Source organism: Pedobacter sp. BS3 (assembly GCF_008274585.1).
GTDB lineage: Bacteria > Bacteroidota > Bacteroidia > Sphingobacteriales > Sphingobacteriaceae > Hufsiella_A.
In genome coordinates, this window is sequence record NZ_VTRT01000008.1 from 163185 (window position 1) to 182416 (window position 19232).

16 protein-coding genes, 1 tRNA gene and 1 other RNA gene are annotated in these 19232 nt (G+C 43.3%); 7 read left to right on the forward strand and 11 right to left on the reverse strand.

What is annotated here, in order from left to right:
• Positions 1–57: 57 nt before the first annotated feature.
• The gene (locus FW774_RS18425; RefSeq protein ID WP_149349690.1) at positions 58–636 is read right to left on the reverse strand and encodes an RNA polymerase sigma factor; all 579 of its coding nucleotides are present in this window, start codon (positions 634–636) and stop codon (positions 58–60) included.
• A 634-nt stretch (positions 637–1270) separates the two neighbouring features.
• Between FW774_RS18425 and FW774_RS18430 the strand changes: the two genes are divergently transcribed.
• Positions 1271–1951, forward strand: a complete 681-nt coding sequence (locus FW774_RS18430) for a DUF4982 domain-containing protein (RefSeq protein ID WP_149349692.1) — start codon at positions 1271–1273, stop codon at positions 1949–1951.
• Positions 1952–2658: 707 nt separating this feature from the next.
• Here FW774_RS18430 and FW774_RS18435 read toward each other — a convergent pair.
• Positions 2659–3246, reverse strand: a complete 588-nt coding sequence (locus FW774_RS18435; protein WP_242457877.1) for an RNA polymerase sigma factor — start codon at positions 3244–3246, stop codon at positions 2659–2661.
• 305 nt (positions 3247–3551) lie between these two features.
• Here FW774_RS18435 and FW774_RS18440 point away from each other — a divergent pair.
• Positions 3552–3623: transfer RNA gene (locus FW774_RS18440), tRNA-Arg, on the forward strand.
• Positions 3624–3750: 127 nt separating this feature from the next.
• On the opposite strand, the gene FW774_RS18445 is transcribed toward FW774_RS18440, so the two are convergent.
• The 7 genes from FW774_RS18445 to FW774_RS18475 form a co-directional block, all read right to left on the reverse strand.
• Positions 3751–4143, reverse strand: a complete 393-nt coding sequence (locus tag FW774_RS18445) for a hypothetical protein (RefSeq protein ID WP_149349693.1) — start codon at positions 4141–4143, stop codon at positions 3751–3753.
• Entirely contained in the window at positions 4136–4756 is a 621-nt protein-coding gene (locus FW774_RS18450) for a SatD family protein (RefSeq protein WP_187774957.1), read from the reverse strand. Before FW774_RS18450 ends, FW774_RS18445 begins: the two co-directional genes overlap by 8 nt.
• 188 nt (positions 4757–4944) lie before the next feature.
• Complete coding sequence (locus tag FW774_RS18455) at positions 4945–5409, reverse strand: YMGG-like glycine zipper-containing protein (protein WP_149349697.1); 465 nt, start codon at positions 5407–5409, stop codon at positions 4945–4947.
• A gap of 96 nt (positions 5410–5505) precedes the next feature.
• The gene (locus FW774_RS18460) at positions 5506–6135 is read right to left on the reverse strand and encodes a Pr6Pr family membrane protein (protein ID WP_242457878.1); all 630 of its coding nucleotides are present in this window, start codon (positions 6133–6135) and stop codon (positions 5506–5508) included.
• Positions 6136–6167: 32 nt separating this feature from the next.
• A complete protein-coding gene (locus FW774_RS18465; RefSeq protein WP_149349700.1) occupies positions 6168–8876 on the reverse strand; it encodes a CHAT domain-containing protein in 2709 nt (902 codons plus the stop codon).
• 27 nt (positions 8877–8903) lie between these two features.
• The gene (locus FW774_RS18470) at positions 8904–10886 is read right to left on the reverse strand and encodes a PKD domain-containing protein (protein WP_149349702.1); all 1983 of its coding nucleotides are present in this window, start codon (positions 10884–10886) and stop codon (positions 8904–8906) included.
• Between the two features lie 115 nt (positions 10887–11001).
• Complete coding sequence (locus FW774_RS18475; protein WP_149349703.1) at positions 11002–11973, reverse strand: hypothetical protein; 972 nt, start codon at positions 11971–11973, stop codon at positions 11002–11004.
• A 188-nt stretch (positions 11974–12161) separates the two neighbouring features.
• Here FW774_RS18475 and FW774_RS18480 point away from each other — a divergent pair, with 188 nt between their 5' ends.
• Positions 12162–12749, forward strand: coding sequence for an RNA polymerase sigma factor (locus FW774_RS18480; protein WP_149349705.1), 588 nt, complete (start codon positions 12162–12164; stop codon positions 12747–12749).
• A gap of 18 nt (positions 12750–12767) precedes the next feature.
• Positions 12768–13493 carry a tetratricopeptide repeat protein gene (locus tag FW774_RS18485; RefSeq protein WP_149349707.1) on the forward strand — a complete coding sequence of 242 codons (726 nt, stop codon included), beginning with the start codon at positions 12768–12770 and terminating at the stop codon, positions 13491–13493.
• Positions 13494–14532: 1039 nt separating this feature from the next.
• Here FW774_RS18485 and FW774_RS18490 read toward each other — a convergent pair.
• On the reverse strand, positions 14533–14955 hold the full coding sequence (locus tag FW774_RS18490; RefSeq protein WP_197739889.1) for a deoxycytidylate deaminase: 423 nt from the start codon (positions 14953–14955) through the stop codon (positions 14533–14535).
• Between the two features lie 76 nt (positions 14956–15031).
• Positions 15032–16171 (reverse strand): ATP-binding protein, encoded by a 1140-nt coding sequence (locus tag FW774_RS18495; RefSeq protein WP_149349709.1) that lies wholly within the window; start codon positions 16169–16171, stop codon positions 15032–15034.
• A 270-nt stretch (positions 16172–16441) separates the two neighbouring features.
• Here FW774_RS18495 and FW774_RS18500 point away from each other — a divergent pair, with 270 nt between their 5' ends.
• The 3 genes from FW774_RS18500 (at position 16442) to FW774_RS18510 (ending at position 19223) form a co-directional block, all read left to right on the forward strand.
• Entirely contained in the window at positions 16442–17059 is a 618-nt protein-coding gene (locus FW774_RS18500) for a LysE family translocator (protein WP_149349711.1), read from the forward strand.
• A gap of 317 nt (positions 17060–17376) precedes the next feature.
• Positions 17377–17764: RNase P RNA component class A (gene rnpB / locus FW774_RS18505), an RNA gene on the forward strand.
• Between the two features lie 79 nt (positions 17765–17843).
• A complete protein-coding gene (locus FW774_RS18510) occupies positions 17844–19223 on the forward strand; it encodes a sigma-54-dependent transcriptional regulator (RefSeq protein WP_149349713.1) in 1380 nt (459 codons plus the stop codon).
• Positions 19224–19232: the final 9 nt, after the last annotated feature.

A 19232-nucleotide genomic window follows, 5' to 3' on the forward strand; every position in this document is an offset into this window, starting at 1 on the left:
ATACACGTATGCCAGCAGCATGCTTTTGCCCAGTTGCTGATGAAAAAAATTAAAAAACTATTTTTGGGTCAATAACAGGAAAATATTAACAATGAATATTGCCGTTTTAAGTTTTGCAAGCGCCCGACCTAAATGATTTCTTACAGTTTTGGGCGAGATGTTGAGTTTTTCTGCAATTTGATCGGGAGTAAATCCTTCCTTATAACGCATATTAAAGATAATACGTTGTTGTTCTGGCAAGGCATTTATTAATGCTTCATACGCGGCTACCAGTTCTTTTCTAAGCACAACTGCGTCCGTATTGCCGCCGTATTGTTCAAGTTCATTATAAATCTCTGTCAGGGGAACGAAACGTTGCCGCTTTTTAAGATGGCTAAAAACCTGGTTCTTGGTTACTGTGGTCAACCACGCCGGCAAGTTCTTAATTTCTGCGCTTCCAGCTTTGCTCCACAGGCAGGCAAAAACATCCTGAACAACATCCTTAGCATGATCGATGTCATCAAGACGTTTAAATGCTTCGTCTATAACATCAGACCAATACCTGTTATATAATGTCTGAAAAGCTAAAGCGCTTCCATCACTCAGTTCACTAAGTAATTTACTGTCTTCTTCGCTATGTTTCTTACCTGCAAGCATGCGGTCAATACACAAATCTAAAAAACTTTACCAATAATATACTATGCATAAATTTTAAAAGAAAACAATATTGGTATGAGCCAAGTTTACAAAAGTCAGTCTTTTTTCCATGCTTAATTATGCCGTTACATATCAATACTTTAACTGATATTATAGGTACTTTACTTTAGGCGGATTTTCATTCGGAGATTTGCGAACAAAGTAGAAAATAAGACTTTGATTTGTAAAATATTCCTATTACGGCAAATAACGATAAAAAATAAGGTCCCCTTCAGATTGTATAGTATAAATAGAATTATTATGCATAAGCAAAACCCGGTCTGAATTTCCAGCAACGACCGATAACTGTGGTCTGTAATAACTATACCCTTGTTAATTTTTTGCTGCCGGATCATTTTCTGGAGTTCTCTGATCGCTATCGGTGATAGCGCTTTGAAAGGCTCATCCAATAAGGTATAACCTGATTTTAAGGAAAGGATCCAAACGCATTCGATAATTCTAAGCTCCCCGCCGGACAATTCGCTTATTTTCTTATCTCTCAATGCATAAATAAGCTCATTATGCTCGATTGGATTTTTCAGGCGCCATTAAACCCCGTGGATATTTCCGCCAATCTTTATGGAGTAGTAAGCCAATGGCATATTTGGGCACTTATCCCATAGGGGTCGACCAAAATAAATATTTGGAAGATGATGTGCTTTCGCAAATTGAACAGGCCGAAAACCAGACCGGCAAACTATCAATGGACGCATGGGCTAAATGGAACTATCAGCAAGGTTCGAAAATTAGAGTGGTGTGCTATACCAACGCCGCAAAAGCGCAGCTCGTGCTCAACGGTAAAAAAATTGGCAAAGCAAAACCTTACAATACCAACACGGGCATTATACATTGGGATATTCCTTTTGAAGCGGGTAAGCTGGAAGTTGTAGGGCTAGACAAAAACAACAAAGAAACTGCCAGATATGCCATAAACACCCCTCAACAGGCTTATGCCATAAAGATTACAGAAGCCGATAGCAAGATTGAAAAAAATGGCGGTGTAGCCCAAATTCGCCTGCAAATAGTGGATAAAAATGGCGTTAGGGTGGCCCACGCAAACAACGAAATTTTATGCAACGTAACCGGGCCTGGCGAACTGTTGGGCCTCGAAGCAGGAAACAATGTTGATATGGGCGATTATACAGATAATAAGCAAAAGGCTTACAAAGGAATGCTTACGGCATATATTAGGGCTACAGGAAGTTTGGGCGATATTAAAGTGGAATTAACCGCCAAAGGTATTAAAGGTGAAAAAGTTAATGTTGTAGTTTATTAATATTAATATGAGGTGAGCTGCGCCTATTTCCATTATTGGCTTTAGTTGATGATACCTCAACTTTGGAAAGCTGTTGATTTTGGGAATGTCAGAAGTGTCAACAAGGATAATAAGTGCATTTCTTAATTCTTTTATTTCACCAAGTATCTATTTTTCTACAGCTAAAAATAAGCATAAAAAATACCAACTTCAACTAAATAAGCACAAAGCCATCCTAATAAAGTAGCTAACATCATATATATAAAAGTTTTCAATCTCCTATAGTAATAGCTCATATTGATTATAAAAATTAATATTCAAACCACTTCTTAAAAACCCCTTTGCCGACGCTTCCCCCTATCCGTAGAGTTTCCACCGATTTAAAAAAATTGAATTAAGATTACAACAGAAAATTGATAGTTTTCGTCATCTTTCAGATTTGAAGACAGAGCGCACTATCAATAACTTAAAAAGCTGTTGTACAGTTTCCGAAGGGCTCTACGGATTAACATATAGAAAAGAGTCTACAGACTCTTGTAAACAAATATAAAATTCCATGTCGGCATACCATACGTACCCTGTTTCAAATGAGTTCAAAAACTCATTATTATTTCACCAATCCGGAGTGACACTTGCGCTGAACACTCCGGACAGGTGAGTTGGTTAACCGTTCTCAACAAACTTGGATATTTAAATTTTCAGCCTTTCAGAAACTTAATTCAAGAAAACTATAAATGAAGAAAGAAAACAAAAAACAGGTAAGTAATTCCGTGGTAATCGAAGTGCCGGCGTAACGTTTTTAAAGCAGCAACCAAATGGTTTTTAACAGTATTTTTTGAGATATTTAACCGCTCTGCGATCTCCTCATGCGATAACCCGTCAAACCTGCTTAACCGGAAGATCAATTGCTGTTGCTTGGGAAGTTCGGATATAGCATTCTCGGTAAAACGCATTAAATCAGACAGAAACACGATTTCTTCTGTATGATTATCATATTCTGTAAGCAAAGCAAACAATTGATCGCGAAGCTGTTGTGTACTTGTACCCTTACGAAAAGTATCTAAAACCAGCCGGCGGGCTATAGTAAATAAATAGGGATGTATGGGTAGTGTTTCATCCAGCTTATCCCTACTGGTCCATAAACTTAAAAACGTTTCCTGTACAATTTCTTCGCTTTGCTCCTTATTTTTAAGAAAAGCATAAGCAAACTGGTAAACTTTACGATAGAAACGATCGTAAACAAGCCGAAAAGCATCCTGATCGCCTTTACGTAAGCGACCAACATCATCTGAATTAATCATCGGCTCATGCGACATAATTGGACAGTTTACCTAAAGCGTTAATTTTTGGGATGACCAGCAATTAGCTCAAACTTATGAAAATCTGCTACAAATGCAAAAAAGTTGAAAGTGAAAAGCTGAGCGCAGCGCTCCTGCCACTTGTCTCGATAACTCAGAGTTCGAGTTAAAAGCCATGCATAAAATACCTGTATTCTAAATGCTTAAATAAGACATATTATTCCATTAAAATCACACGGCCTTATATTTTGCTTTAAAAAATCGACCTGCTTTGTGCATTTACACAATGAAATTTAATAATGTATTTATATCTTTGCGCCACTGCACCCGTAGTTCAATGGATAGAATGTCAGATTCCGGTTCTGATGATAGGAGTTCGAATCTCTTCGGGTGCACAAGCCAGGCGAAAAAGTCAGTATATGATTTTTTCGCTTTTTTATTTGGAGACACTTGCACGCATGACTGAATACTCTATTGGATTTGTTGAGCGATTGCTATCTTATCAGGATATAAAACGGCACTTTACTTACCCAATAAGCGAGCGAACAATTCTATTTTGTCAAATTCTGTATACAGATGGGTATAGCCTATTGCAACGCAAACCGATAATAAATTCCCTATTAAATAATAGTCATTAAACTTATTATCCAATTCTCTTTTATTTTCTTTGTTGTCTGTTGTTTCACTATGCTTTAATCGTGTAGCAAGCTTTAAAGCACTAAAGAATGTTAACGCACTGGTTTGAGAGTTGATCAGGGCAACCATAAGAAATGTCCTTTCCAATACTCCCTTTATAACCGATCGCCAATCAATACCGTTCTTTTTATACCATATTTGTGCAATTGCGCTAAATACAAATGCCAGAATAATCTCACTTACAAGCATTATACTGAATAATATAGAAAATTTACCCATACGATGTTTTGGCAATATAGTTTATAATTTTTTTCATGGCTTCATATTCCTCAACCTTGAGTGATTTTTCCCGCTTCCACATTAACGAACGATTTTTATGAAGTTTTTCGGCAACAAGTTTATAATCTTTCAATAATAGGAAGTTCTTTATCAATTCTCCATCTTTTTCGATATTCCAATCATCTACAACCTGTTGATATACGATAAATGCTTCATTTAATATCCCGGAAAGCTCCTGATTTGTGAGCACAAAGTTGAATCTTTGGGGGGTTTCCTTTAAATTATTCAGGGTTTCCCGGGCTTGCGTTAACCCCGGTCCCAACATCCCATAAGCTATTTTACTGTTAATAGGAGTTTCTATTTTACCCTCCATCAGCACATACCTGAGCTTAAAGGGAACTGCGGTAACAACCATATCTTCTTCCAAGGCTAATATAGTATTAACCGCACCTGATAAATCCGTCATTACACCTTGGAATTCATCTCCCAGGGTAATGGTTAAGGGGGACTGAATATTCTTTTTACAACTGGTATTAATACGATCAACCGATTGTTTAAAGCTATTTATTAATCGCTCCTGGTTTAAATCGCGGCTTTTTATAATATCAGCCATTAGTACATAAGACAGTGCATTCATAATGTTGCACAAATATTGAAATAATTATATTAATTTCAAATAATGTGAAACAAATAGCATTATTTCACATTTTATGAAACAAGCCCAAAAATCCTGTTTATATACAAAAAGACCGCTGCGATTAACAGACGGCCTTTTAATATATGTTGATTTGAAGTTCGCGTTTATTTAGCTCTGCCGGATTTTTTATCTTCACCCCGGCCAATGGCATAACCTGTTCCTGCACCTATCAAACCTCCGATAATAGCACCCCGGCCATTTTTCTTATCGATAATTGCACCACCCACAGCGCCGGCTCCGGCGCCAATTACAGCGCCTTTAGCTGCCGAGCTCCAGCCTTTTTTCTTGGTTTGAGTGGCTTGCGACTGTGTTGTTGTACTTGAATAGGAAGTATGCCGAACACTATTTTCCCGGCGAGCCTGAGCAGCAAGAGCTGCCTGCTCCTGCTCTTTTTTCTGCGCTTCGGCCTTTTTAAAACTATCCAGCTTCAGGCTGTCACGCACCATTTTTAAAGAGTCTTTATATTTCTGGGCCACTACATCTGTACCGTTTGCCCCGTTCATTTTAGCATCACTGTTGCACGCTGCTACTATAGCGGCTATCGCGACAAGAGATAATATTGTTTTCATCTGTTTAAGTTTTATTTTGACTTCGATATGCTAATCCTGATAAAGTTAGCAGAAAAGCATATACCAGCTTTATCAAAGAAAAAACTATGCCAGCATTCATACCGGTCTCCTTCCGACCTGCATTTTTGCTATTAAAACTACAGCAAACGATACTAACAGAAAGGCCAGACCTACTATCAGGCTGTTTCTCAGCACAAATGGGTATCCAATTTTATTGACATCAATAAAAGGGTACGGGTAAGTTTTTAGATAAAGTCCCAACAGCAGAATGTATACAAAATAGCACAAAGGATAAATCAACCAGCGAAACGACGTTTGCCAGTTTAATTCCTTTTTAGGTACGTATATAAACCAGTATAAGCTAAAACTTAACGGGATAACCACATGCAACAACTCATCAGCCAGACGCTGAAGACCTGCGGGATGCCATAACCCGCGAAGGATAACATTGTATATTATCCCTACTATTACAATATACACAACAGTGCCGCCCAACACGGTAGGACGGGTAAAGAAACATGCACCATAATCTTTATTCGTTATTAGTGCAGTGCAACATATTGCAACCAATATATTGGTTAATATGGTAAAAAAGCTAAAGAATGTCATCACGGTTTGGAACACCGGCGATGTACGGTTAACAAGTATAAGATATAACTGAAGCAAAATGGCGAACCACCCTGCTAAAGCAATCAAGAAAAGGAATAAGGTTTGTTTAGTTAGCATTGACATTAAATATACAATTTATCCTGCAAATACTATATCCAATATTTCTTATATTTTCCTGAGCGCCAAAATACTATACCCATAACCAGCAAAAACAACACTGCTCCCACATACCAATACCAATGTGTTAAAGCAGGTTCCGGTTTTAAGGTTTGCGGCTTACCGATATAAACCAGGTCGGCCCAGTAATAGGGTAATAACATGGCGGTATTGGCGTGTTTTGTACCAAGCCATTGCAATTTAGCCTGACGCAGCGCATTAGCCGTCGATTCTCCTTTTTGAAGATGTTCATAAAATGCGGTAACCAGCCCGGAAGCGGCTTTATCATTTACATTCCATAAACCGGCCAGCACTCCCCGGGTTCCGGCAGCAATAAATCCATACGACAAACTAAGCACCCCCTCGCCTTTCGCAACTTCTCCATCGGCGGTACGACATGAGCTTAATACCACCAGCGACGGAACCTGCTGCTGGGCCGTCAGCTCGAACAGGAAAAAGCGTTTATCGATGAATTGTAATACCGGCTCATTTTTAAACGGATAAGAATGAGTACTGATGTGCAGGATATCGGTTTGTGGTAAAACGGCCTTAAACGTTTCCAGCGTTGCCTTTCGGTCTGTATAAAAGCTACCGCGAAACTTCCCGCTGATGGCTTTTGCCTCGGCCGCGACAGCAGGGATGGTAACGGCGGTATTGGGTGTCTGGGTAATAAAAAAACCGGCAAAGGTTGTTTGCCCGGATTGTTTCCTCGGCGCCTCGTTTAACCAGGTATTCAGCGAGTAGCTATATTGAATGTCAGTACGATGCAACAGAAACGGCCATTTTCGGATATCTGCTACATAATCAGGTCGGGTAACTAATGCATCAAACGGAACAAGGCCAAGTACATCATCGGCAACTATCAACACCTTTTCATGCTCGGTTCCGGTTAAACCGGTCAGGTATTTCCGGTAAATAGCGAACGATTGCTCATAAAAAGCCTGCGGATTATTCATCATGGCTGCTGCACCCTGATGATACCAGATTTGCAGGTAATCTTTAACAGCAGCCAGCTCCGTGGTGGCATTATTAATTCTGCGGATGTCGAGCACCTTACCTTTTTCTGCCGCGATGATATAAACGGCGCTCGTATCGGCAAAATACTCAATCAGCCTGTACCCGGCAGGGATACGCTGCAAAAGTGCATTGCCGGTCAGCACCGTATGCTGTGCAAATGCCGAAGCCGGGTATTTTAACCGGATTTGTTTATTGACCGAGGCCAGCTCATACTGCGCCTCCTGTTTATTTTGCTGAAGTTTCTGCTTATCGCGATGATTAACCAGCGCTTCACGCTCATAATACACAATAGCCCGTTCCAATGCAACCCGCCGCTTGAAAAGCGTATCGGTTTGGGCTAAAGACGCGTGCTGCCTGTTGCGGTTCACCTGCTCTGACAACACCCGTGCTTTAGTACGCTCCGCGATATCCAGCAGGATTTGCGCATAAACAGCGTCATGACTTTTTTGCCAGATGCGGTAAGCGATATCCATAGCCATTCCGGCAACATGTTTCGCATCGCCCTGGTAATGCAGCTTATCACTAACCGTAGCGTATTCATTTCTGGAACGTTCACCGGTTTCCAGCGCCAGCAGGATATTATCCAGTGCAGCCCGGTCGTTGCCAAGGGCAAGCAGGCACCTGGCACGAACAATAAAGGCGTCGTATAAACGATTCTCGCCGTATAATACCTGCTTATCCGGCAAGGTTGTCCGTGTAAACTTGTATGTGGGGAGCAAAACATCTAATGCCTTGTTCGCATCATCCAATGCCTTTTCGGGATGTTTATCGTCAAGCCAGGTATTGGCGGTTTGTATCATCAGACCGGCCATTTCACGCCTGCGGCTACCCTTAAAGTACCGGTTGATTACATTCAATCCCTGGTTGTAATAACTTCGGGCAACACCCGGCTGATTATGCTTACGGGCCAGGTTACCGGCCAGTGTATAGGCGCTTAGCAACCAATAAGCCGTATTGGCCGATACATTGGTTTTCGTTAAAATGGCCAGGGCCTGCTCAACCGCGATGGTCGCTTGCTGATAGTCGCTATCATCATACCATACATCGGCCAGTGTATTGTATAACAGGCCTTTTTCGGATACGTCTTTTTTGAGATACAGAAATCCTTTTTTACAACAGTTTAACGCCATAGCCAAATTGCCTGTTGATTTATAGGAAATAGCCATATTGCTGTACACCGATGCTATCAGCACACTGTCTTTACGGGCAAAGGCCATCGCCAGGTTTTTATCCTGTATAAATAAAGCCCGCGAATAATCGCCCAGGCGGGTATAATTGTTTCCCAGGGGTTTCAGCAGGTATTCGGCTATGTCGATTTGATTGGAGGGATGCTTCTGAAAATAGGCGTAAGCCTGCTCATAACAATCAATGGAGCGTAACACATTGCCATCGTAAAGCTGGTAATATCCCTGGTTAATCAGCAGGTTCAGAAAGGCTTCATGTTCGGCGGCGGTAGCCGGCTTTCGCCAAATGCCTGTGCCGGTCTGCATCAGTACGGCAAGCCGTTTATCCGGGTTTGTATGACTGTAATCAATGCGGCTGTATATCCACTCGGACAGGTTATCGGCTTTCCTGAGGCTGTCCAGGCGGTTCTGTACCACATTTCCGGGTATCGCGAAAGCAAGAGCAGGGCAGCATACCAGTACCAGTACAATGAAATGGTGTACATATTTCCTGCTGTTCATTGAAGCCGTGTTTACCGGCTAATTTAATTAAATTTTCCAGCTCAGGTAAAAGTACAGCCGTTGCCCCTCTTTACCGGGATAATAAAGGTAGCGCATACCCAAAGTCGGCCCCGTACGAACCAAACCAGCCTGCACATCGCCGAACAGGGCCACTTTCCAGGTATTAAAGCTGCTTTTATCCACAGCGGATTTCTCCTGGAACATCTCTGTTGTGCCTTGTGCATTAGCAACATATATATTTTTAGTGGTTTGTTTGGTGGTGCTCAGGTTGGCATTTACCAGTGTTCCGGCTCCTACTCCTACCCAGCGATTCAGGTTGTAACGTAATTGTACCGGGACAATATCAATGGTTACCACCTTGCTTCTCAGGTATTCATCGGTATGGTCTATTTTATAATCACGCCCGTTATAAACAATATAGCCTTCGCCGGTATGGCTAACCAATGTTTCCGATTCATCGTACCGGCTTACATATATTTCGGCCTGTAAATATTTACGATACGGCGCATAAGGCGAGATACTCAACCCGAAGCTGAAATTATTATTCCCGGTAAGCTGTTTGGAAGCATGCCCGGGCCGTGTGCCGTAAACTGCTATAATGCCGGGTGATAATCCCGGTTTAAAGACTCCGCGGGAGCGATTGGTATAAATAGGCTCATTTTTATCGAATACGATGGCTGCCTGACTGGCAAACGGCAGCTTTTTAGGTTTCTTAGTGAAGCGTACGCTATACTCAATGTATCCCTTGGTAGAATCCACATCGTTTACCCCTTTCTGCTTCACGCCGGGCAGGTAAATGTTTTTGAACACAAACTGTACGCTATCTTTAAACCGCAGGGTATCTATACAGCTCTGACCGGCGTAGGCCGAATCGCAGGGTAAACAACGCGGCTGCATATCGCCTATTTTCAGGCTGCTGACATCTACTACACCGGGCATTTTAACACCGATGGCTACTCTTTTAGCAGGCCCTTCGCCGGTATTCTGGAAACGTACCTTGTATTTCAACTCTCTTTTTTTGCCGGTAAACCGGTAATTCATCCGCCGGTTTTTGAGCATCATTTTATTCGGGTCGTGTGAGGCGACAATCTGTAGCTGCAAATCAAAGGTTTCGGGTTTCAATATGGGGTCGTCGGGAACAAACATCCCCGACAGGGTAACTACCGCGTTGGTGTCCTGCACCATTTCGGGCGTAGTTTTGAGCGATACAAAAAGGTAGCGTTCTTCGCCGGATTTCAGCCCGTTAAAATCCCATACGACATTTGCCCGGTATGCTTCATGCTTTTCTTTCGCACTGCTTCCGCTTGCCTTTTTCTGCTCTTCCGCCTTAGCGGCAGCGCCTTTCTGCTTCCAGTCTTCGACTGTTTTACCCGGAACATCCACATAAGCTAACTGCATATTCAAGGGCGATGCCGAACGTTTTTCGCCATGATAGGCACGCACATCCTGTAATACAAAGTTATTTTGCTTAAACTCCTTTTCGTTATACCATAAGGCGACCTTGCCTTTCATCTCCAAAGCGCCCCATTCGGGTTTATTCCGGTAACCTATCAGCAAAATCATTTCTTCGCCGGGACGCGGCATCCGGTTGGTTTTCATTTCAAGGCTTCCGCCGGATTTGAAAAACGCCGGTGCGTTGACCGCGGCAATGGCTGTTGTTCTACTGGTTATCAGGATACGCTGGGGACGGCTTGGAGGTGGTTTCCCATCATCGTAATTATTGGTGGCATACAGGCGTACATTATATTTTCCCGTATCGGGATACGTGTGTAACGGCTCTTTCTCGAACGAAAACTGTCCGTCGCCAAACTCCCAGAAATAGGAATAGAACGGCGCAGGTGCTCCTGCAACGGGTCGTAAATCGCGTAAAGCGGAACTGAATCTAACCTGGTTGCCGGTTACCAGCGGATGAATGACAGCGGGAACGGTATCTGTAGCAGGCGTTTGTGCACCGGCACACAAACCTATCAGGCAGATAGTTAACGTAAGATAGAGGCGTTTCATTTCCATGGTTGATAAGGAAAGTTTAGCAATTATACATATTCCGTTTTACGAAACAAACAGCGATGAGCCTGACGGCCCATCGCTTAACCACTTATCTGTCCCAAAACATCCGGAGTTCCTGTTAATAACCATCTAAGGCATTGATAGCGGTCTGAATAGCATCTTGTGTAGTTTCGCTTAAGCTCAGGGTTTCGCTCATGTTGGCGGTAATGGTGGCCTCTTTCTGAGCCAGGTAATAATGACCATCCTTGATAGCGAACGATATGAATTTACCTTCAACGCCAACAGGCATGACATCGTCGTAGCTCTTTACTTTATTGGGTCCGTCGGGAGTGTACAGCTGGGCGGCAACATTGCTTCCCTTAGCACAGAAGTACACGAACGTTTCACCGCTGAATCCACGGAAGGTAGCTAATGCACCGGGGTTATTTTGCAGCTCTACCCGCACGGTAGTTTTAGGATTGCTGTAGCTGTAGAACACATCGGTATTAATCCAGCCCAGGTTACCGAAATCAAAAATAAAGCTGTCGGTTGTTACATCGCCTTTCACGTCGCGTTGTCCGCCTTGTCCGTTAGCATTTTGCGGCGGATTTTGCCATACCATCTGCTGGGCATCGTTTTGTACGCCCTGCCAGATGTTGGTATAGGGTTTTCCGTTAGCCGGGATAGAAATCTTTACGGGCACGGCCAGCTCGTTATCCACGCTGCTGCCATTAGCTTTTACATCAATGTAGATAAAACCATGCGATTCGAGCGGGGCGCCTGAAATGTGATTGGTGTTGGTTCCGCTCAACAATACCTGGCTGCGTTTCAGCATTTCGTAAGCCTCTACGGTTACTGTACCGCTTACCGGGCTTCCGTTTTTGGTAAGCGAACCGGCCGGAAATGTAATTTTAGTTCCGCCGGCCAGTGTAACGGTTTGCGGTAAGGCCGAAGCATTGATGCTTACGGTTTGTTTTTTCGAGCCTAATTGCTCAGTAAATTCCTTCGCACTGCGTACAGAACCGGTACGGTCTGTTTTATCTTTTTTACATGCGGTAAATGCAGCTAATAAAACTGCTACTAATACGGGGGTTAATGTTGACTTTTTCATGTTATGTTCAATTTAGTAGTGCCTACTCGTTTATGGCCTTTCAGCATTCGCCATTTGTTTTTTGATGATATATCAGGCCCGTTTGATTTTTGTTACCCCTGTTACCTGAAAAAAATTTCAGATGTTTAACTTAGAGGCTGTAAAACAGGTTGAACCGGCTGAATAAACCTTTGATTAACACAAATAAAATGGGCAAAACACATCCCGACCAGCAATACATTACGGCGCTGCTTACCAATAACCAGGTATTGATTGGGCAGATCTACAGTAAGTTCTTTGGTAAGATAAAACGGTATATCGTTAACAATAACGGCTCGGAAGATGATGCCGCCGATATTTTCCAGGAAGCGCTTATTGACATTTACCAGCAGGCAAAGCATAAGGCGTTTGTGCTTACGTGTCCGCTGGAACCCTTTTTACTGATGGTATGCAAACGCAAATGGCTTAATGAACTGAAAAAAAGAGCGGTTATACCGGTAACAAATCAGTCCGACGATTTATTATCTATTGGTGAGGATGTTTTTGCCCAGGCAGAAGAGCTGCTGAGGCAGGATGAAGAAGCCCGCCACTTTGCGGATATGTTTAAAAAGTTGGGTGAACGGTGCCAGGAGATTATCAGGCACAGCCTTACCGGCGAAGCACAGGAAAAAATCGCGGAAACGCTGGGCGTAACATACGGCTACCTGCGCAAAAAGAAATCGGAATGTATGGCGACACTGATTCAGTTAATTCAAAAGTCAAAAGTCAAAAGTCAAAAGTTAAAAGTTAAAAGTTAAAAGAAATACCATAAAATCATGGAAACCTACAGCTTTGAAGATATTTCACGCTTTGCCGACGGCGAGATGACGGGAGAAGAATTAACCCGTTTTGAGGAGCGCCTGCAACAGGACGAGAACCTGCGAAACGAGGTGGCTTTTTACCGTAATGTACAATCGTCGTTGCGGATGAAACTGGTAAAGGATGACCAGGACAAAGCTCTTGAAGATACCCTGCACAGACTTTCGAAAGAGCATAGCAGCCGTACCGCGAAGATTGTGCCTATGCGCCGGTACGCGGCCTGGGCTTCGGCCGTAGCCGCCGTCTTTGTAATTTTCATGGTTTGGATGCCCTGGAAGAAAGACCTTTACCAGCAATACAACACCACCGAAATGCTGACTACCGCCGAGCGTGGCGATGCTACCACCAATAACATGCAAACTGCTGCCGATGCCTTTAATAACAAGGATTTTGAAAAGGCCAAAACATTACTGGCACAAGTGGTTCAGGCTGAGCCGGATAACAGCATGGCCCGGTTTTATTATGGTGTTTCCTTACTGGAAACCGGCGATATTGCCCAGTCCAGGAAAACGTTAGCTGATGTTTACCAGGGTGCGTCCGTATTCAAATACGAAGCGGCTTTCTATATCGCACTAAGTTATCTAAAGCAACACGACAAGTCTCATTGCAAGGAATGGTTAATTAAAATCCCAACCGATGCAGCTAACTATGATAAGGCGCAGGAGCTGTTGGGGAAGTTGTAGCCCCTACTCCCCTGAGGGAGAGAGCCGAAATATAGCATATTTGATTGAGCGAAGCTCCAGCTTCGTTCAACCACTTTAAAGCCTCTGGCTTTAGTTATAAATCAGGTTAGGCTGCAAAGCCAATCAGCAACAAGGGTGACTATCCGGATTACAAATCCGGGGTTATTACCGCCGGGATTACAAATCCCGGCGAGCTAAAGGCGAAGCTCCGGCTTCGTTCAATTACCTTAAAGCCTCTGGCTTTAGTTATAAATCAGGTTCGGCTACAAAACCAATCAGCAACAAGGGTAACTACCCGGATTACAAATCCGGGGTTATTACCGCCGGGATTACAAATCCCGGCGAGCTAAAGGCGAAGCTCCGGCTTCGTTCAATTACCTTAAAGCCTCTGGCTTTAGTTATAAATCAGGTTCGGCTACAAAACCAATCAGCAACAAGGGTAACTACCCGGATTACAAATCCGGGGTTATTACCGCCGGGATTACAAATCCCGGCGAGCTAAAGGCGAAGCTCCGGCTTCGTTCAATTACCTTAAAGCCTCTGGCTTTAGTTATAAATCAGGTTAAGCTGCAAAACCAATCAGCAACAAGGGTGACTATCCGGATTACAAATCCGGGGTTATTACCGCCGGGATTACAAATCCCGGCGAGCTAAATCACATAGTGATTCCTTCGGAACAAATCTCACCGAGCTAAAGCTTTACTCAATCACTTTATTTTACTTCCAGCTATAGTTACACCAATTCACTCCAGCGAGCGGGTCAATACCCAATACCTGTACCCGGTAATGGCTTGCTGTAGCTTGGTCAGCCTGGCAGGATCCTTCCCTGAATACCGTGGAAGAACAACATTATTCACTTTGACAAGGATTTTAAATAACCATTTCATCTATTCACAAAAACCAGACTTGACACCAATGTTATCCATCATACTATTTTATGCTGCTAATATGAGCAGATTACCCCGTTTTAACTTTCAATCCCAAACCCCGAATTACCCGGGGGAGTTTCACTACGTTCAACTTTTAACTTTCCACTTTTTCACTGAGATTTAACGGCCTCCACCCCAAAACGGTTTAAAAAATCTACGCCTTCATCGCTGGACAAGCCTTTATAAGCTGCATAGGATTCCTTGTAAATCACTTTTTTGATACCCGATGAGAATATCAGCCGGGCACATGGCAAACAGGGCGATAAGGTGACATACAAGGTTGATCCGGCTAACTCAGCACCGTTCTTTACCGCATATAGAATAGCGTTTTCCTCGGCATGAAGCGCCAGCGAGCAACTGCCACGGGCATCCCGCGGACAACCGGTTTCCGGCCACTCCTCATCGCAATTGTGCGTCCCTGCCGGCGGACCATTATACCCGATAGATATAATGCGGGTATCTTTGGTCAGCACTGCTCCCACCTGGGCTTTCACACAATGCGACCGCCGGGCCAGGTTAGCTGCCAGATCCATAAAAATAGTTTCAAATGCCGGCTTCTGTATCATTAATAAAATGCTGATCAATGTAATGGCGCTAACATAACTATTTTTATAGATTACCGGAAGCTTCATCCAGCCATTCCCAATAATTTTCCCGGTGGATAACTTGTGTTATAGCCGGTTTATAGGTTTCTATAAACACTTTCGGGAAACGAACTTTTATATCAGGCTTCCATTTCAGTTCAAAAGCCCTGAGTATTCCATCCTGTTCTTCAAGATAATCCACTTCAGCCTGGCTCCTGTTTCTCCAAAAATATGTATTCCCGGAGAAACCGCTATAAGCCAGTTGCTTTTTCCGTTCACTGATAATAAAGTTCTCCCACAATGCGCCTGTATCATTACGCTGGCTTAACGGAGAAAAGTTATTAATTATGGTATTTCTTACGCCATTATCATAAAAATATATTTTCCGGGTGCTGTTTATTTCATTACGCAGGTTCCTGGAAAAAGGAGGAAGCCGAAAGATTACAAACGTTTTTTCCAGCAGGTCTATGTAAGCGCTCACTGTTGCCTTATCGGCGCCAACAGCCTGTGCAAGCTCATTGTAAGAAACCTCGCTACCTACCTGCCAGGCCAAAGCCTGTAAGAGTTTCAACAATAATTCCGGTCTTCTGATACCGCCTGATTCCAATATGTCTTTGTACAAATAGCTTCCGGCCAGATTGCTCAGAATTTCCTTTGCATTATGCGGATGGGTAATGACCTCCGGATACATGCCCGTGATCAAAAAATTTTCTAACAGAGGTAATGTTTTGGCAAACGATTCATGCTCCCTGATCTCCAGCCACGATAAAGGATACAAACGGTACTCCCACTTGCGTCCGGTAAGGGGCTCATTGATCTTACCGGCCAATTCCAGGGCCGAAGATCCTGAAATAAATAATTGAATATCTTTTTTTGCATCAATGATCATTTTAGCGCTCAGCCCTATATTTTCCATCCGCTGCGCCTCGTCTATTACAATTACTTTGTAATTACCAATATAGCGGTTAATAAATGCCTGGGTTGGATTGCTCCATAATAAACGGGTTTCAGGATCATCACCATTAATGAGCAAATAATTGCCTAATGATGCTGCTATTTCAGTGATCAGGGTAGTTTTACCAACCTGTCGGGGCCCTAACAAAATGATCGCTTTTTTATAATCAATTTTATGAACAAGTACATCTTTTAAAGTTCTGTTTATCATATTTTGGCGATTATATTCTCCAAATATACCAACATTTAGCGAACATAATCCCCAAATTATAATTTTTAAAGCTCAATATCAAGGTTAGGGAATAAAGCAAAAACTCAACTAAGCAATATTCAACTGATATACAGTAAGCAACTGACTCTAAATATTTTACCGGGCTCCATACTTTTTCCGCATGAAAAAAAGAAACATTTTTCTGCTTTAAACTGTCTATCTTAATTTATTTTGCTTAAAATCGCAGCTATTAAGAACTAACAGCGCTTAATGATCGAGTCAATTATATCAGGCATTGGGCTGGGAATTGTGCTATCGTTTGTAACAGGCCCCGTATTTTTTGCACTCATAAAAACCAGTATCGAGAAAGGTTTTCATGCCGGTCTCTCCCTGGCCGGCGGTGTATTGATGAGCGATATCATCTACGTATCGCTTAGTATTTACGGCTCCTCTTTCCTGGCCATTGAGCGCCAATACCGCACCCCTATCGGATTGGTCGGCAGCATCATCATGCTAAGCATCGGGGCTTATTACCTGTTCAAAAAGGTTAAGATCAACTACCAGAAAACTACCTCCAAAAAGCACAATACCGGTTATTTCTTCAAGGGATTTTTGATGTGCATCTTCAACCCGGGGATGTTATTGTATTGGGTTACCGTAACGGGAGGGGTAATGTCTATCAGTGGAGGGAACCTGAAGCCACAGCAAATACTGCCGTTCTTTGGCTGTATACTGATCACCCAATTCAGCATGGACAGCCTGAAAGCCTACTATGCCAATAAGCTGCGCTACCGCATTAAAGAAAACACGCTGGCCTGGTTTAACCGCATTGCAGGAATATTGATCATTATTTTCGCCTTCCGGCTGATGTTTGGGGTATTGCATTAATTCAAAATTCAAAAGTTGAACGTAGTGAAACCCCGACTATTCGGGATTAAAATTCAAAATTCAAAAATTGGAAGCTCGTTGTAACGCCAAAACGCGGGCTTACAACCAAACTTCTACTACCGTCCCTGAAATGATTATTTACACCCGAAAACATCATCGTATCGCTTTCACCATCCGGTACTTCCCCTTAAGGTATTGAAATTTGATCATGGCAATGCCAAACTATCCACCAAAAAAGAAAAGTGGTGATCAATGAATTAAAACTCTTTGCACAAATTCAAAACAGAAAAACTGACGCTTTTATCACTATATTTGCACCTGCAAGCCGTTCTATCGCTCAGTCCCCGTAAATGCGGGATGGAGAGGAAAGTCCGGGCAACACAGAGCATCCTGCTTCCTAACGGGAAGGCGCCGGTTATACGGTGACGGAAAGTGCCACAGAAAATATACCGCCTGCTTCGGCATGGTAAGGGTGAAATTGTGAGGTAAGAGCTCACAGCTTTTCCGGGCGACCGGGATTGCGGTAAACCCCAGGAGTTGAAAGACCAAATAAATCCCGAACCTGGAATGGCTCGTTCCAACGCGGTTCTGCTGCTTTCGGGAAGGGTAGGTCGTTAGAGCCGGTTAGTGATGGCCGGCCCAGATAAATGATAGAAATCCGGCTCAGGCCGGATACAGAACCCGGCTTACAGGCTTGCTTTTTTTACAGACCCAAAACAAACCATATACAATTGTGTTTTAACAACATGTTTAGAATTCAGGGGTAAACCCGGCTTAAGCTCTTATGACAAAAATTTTAATTATTGATGATGAGCGGGCTATCCGCAACACCTTACGGGAAATTTTAGAGTACGAAGATTATATTGTTGACGATATTGACAATGGCATTGAAGGCCTGGAGCTGATCAAAAAAAATGATTATAACCTGGTTCTGTGCGACATAAAAATGAGTCGTATGGATGGCATGGAAGTGCTTACCGAAGGGCTGGCCTTAAAACCGGACCTGCCATTTATCATGATATCCGGCCACGGAACCATAGAAACAGCCGTTGAGGCCAGCAAAAAAGGTGCGTTCGATTTTATTTCCAAACCGCCCGATTTAAACCGGCTACTAATCACCGTTCGCAATGCGCTCGAAAAAGGGAACCTGGTTACCGAGACCCGTGTATTAAAACGCAAGGTGAGCAAAACCCGCGAAATACTGGGCGAATCTCCGGCGATATCACGTATCAAGGAAACCATAGATCGCGTTGCCCCTACCGATGCCCGCGTATTGATTACCGGCGCAAACGGCAGCGGTAAAGAGCTGGTTGCACGATGGCTACACGAAAAATCAAACCGTTCTGGTGCACCGCTTATCGAAGTGAATTGTGCTGCCATTCCTTCAGAGCTGATAGAAAGCGAGTTATTCGGGCATGAAAAAGGCTCGTTTACCTCGGCCGTTAAACAGCGCATCGGTAAGTTCGAGTCGGCCGATGGCGGCACGCTTTTCCTGGATGAAATTGGCGACATGAGTCTTTCGGCACAAGCCAAAGTGCTGCGGGCCTTGCAGGAAAATAAGATCACCCGGGTTGGCGGCGAGAAGGAGATTGATGTAAACGTACGTGTGATAGCGGCAACCAATAAGGATTTGCTTAAAGAAATTGAAAACGGCAATTTCCGGATGGACCTGTACCATCGCCTGAGTGTGATCATCATTCATGTACCGCCGCTCACCGAACGCAAAGACGATATACCGGTGCTTGCCCAAAGCTTTTGCGAGGAAATTTGCAGCGACTACGGCATGCCAACCAAAAAATTTACCGAAGGGGCTATCGCAGCATTAAAAACACTTCCCTGGACGGGAAATATCCGCGAACTGCGTAATATGGTAGAGCGCCTGATCATCCTGAGCGATAAGAGTATTACCGATGCCGATGTACGGAATTTTGCTAACCCCTCCGTGCCGGGAGGCAGTACCGGCGGAGGCACATCATCCACAATGGATTATGACCAGTTTGCCAACTTCCAGGAATATAAAGACCATGCCGAACGCGAATTTATCAAGTATAAGCTGGAGAAAAACAACTGGAATGTATCAAAAACTGCCGATGATATTGATATTCAACGTAGCCACTTATACAGCAAAATAGAGAAATACGGCCTGAAACGGGTAGAGCAGTAAGTTTTTTAG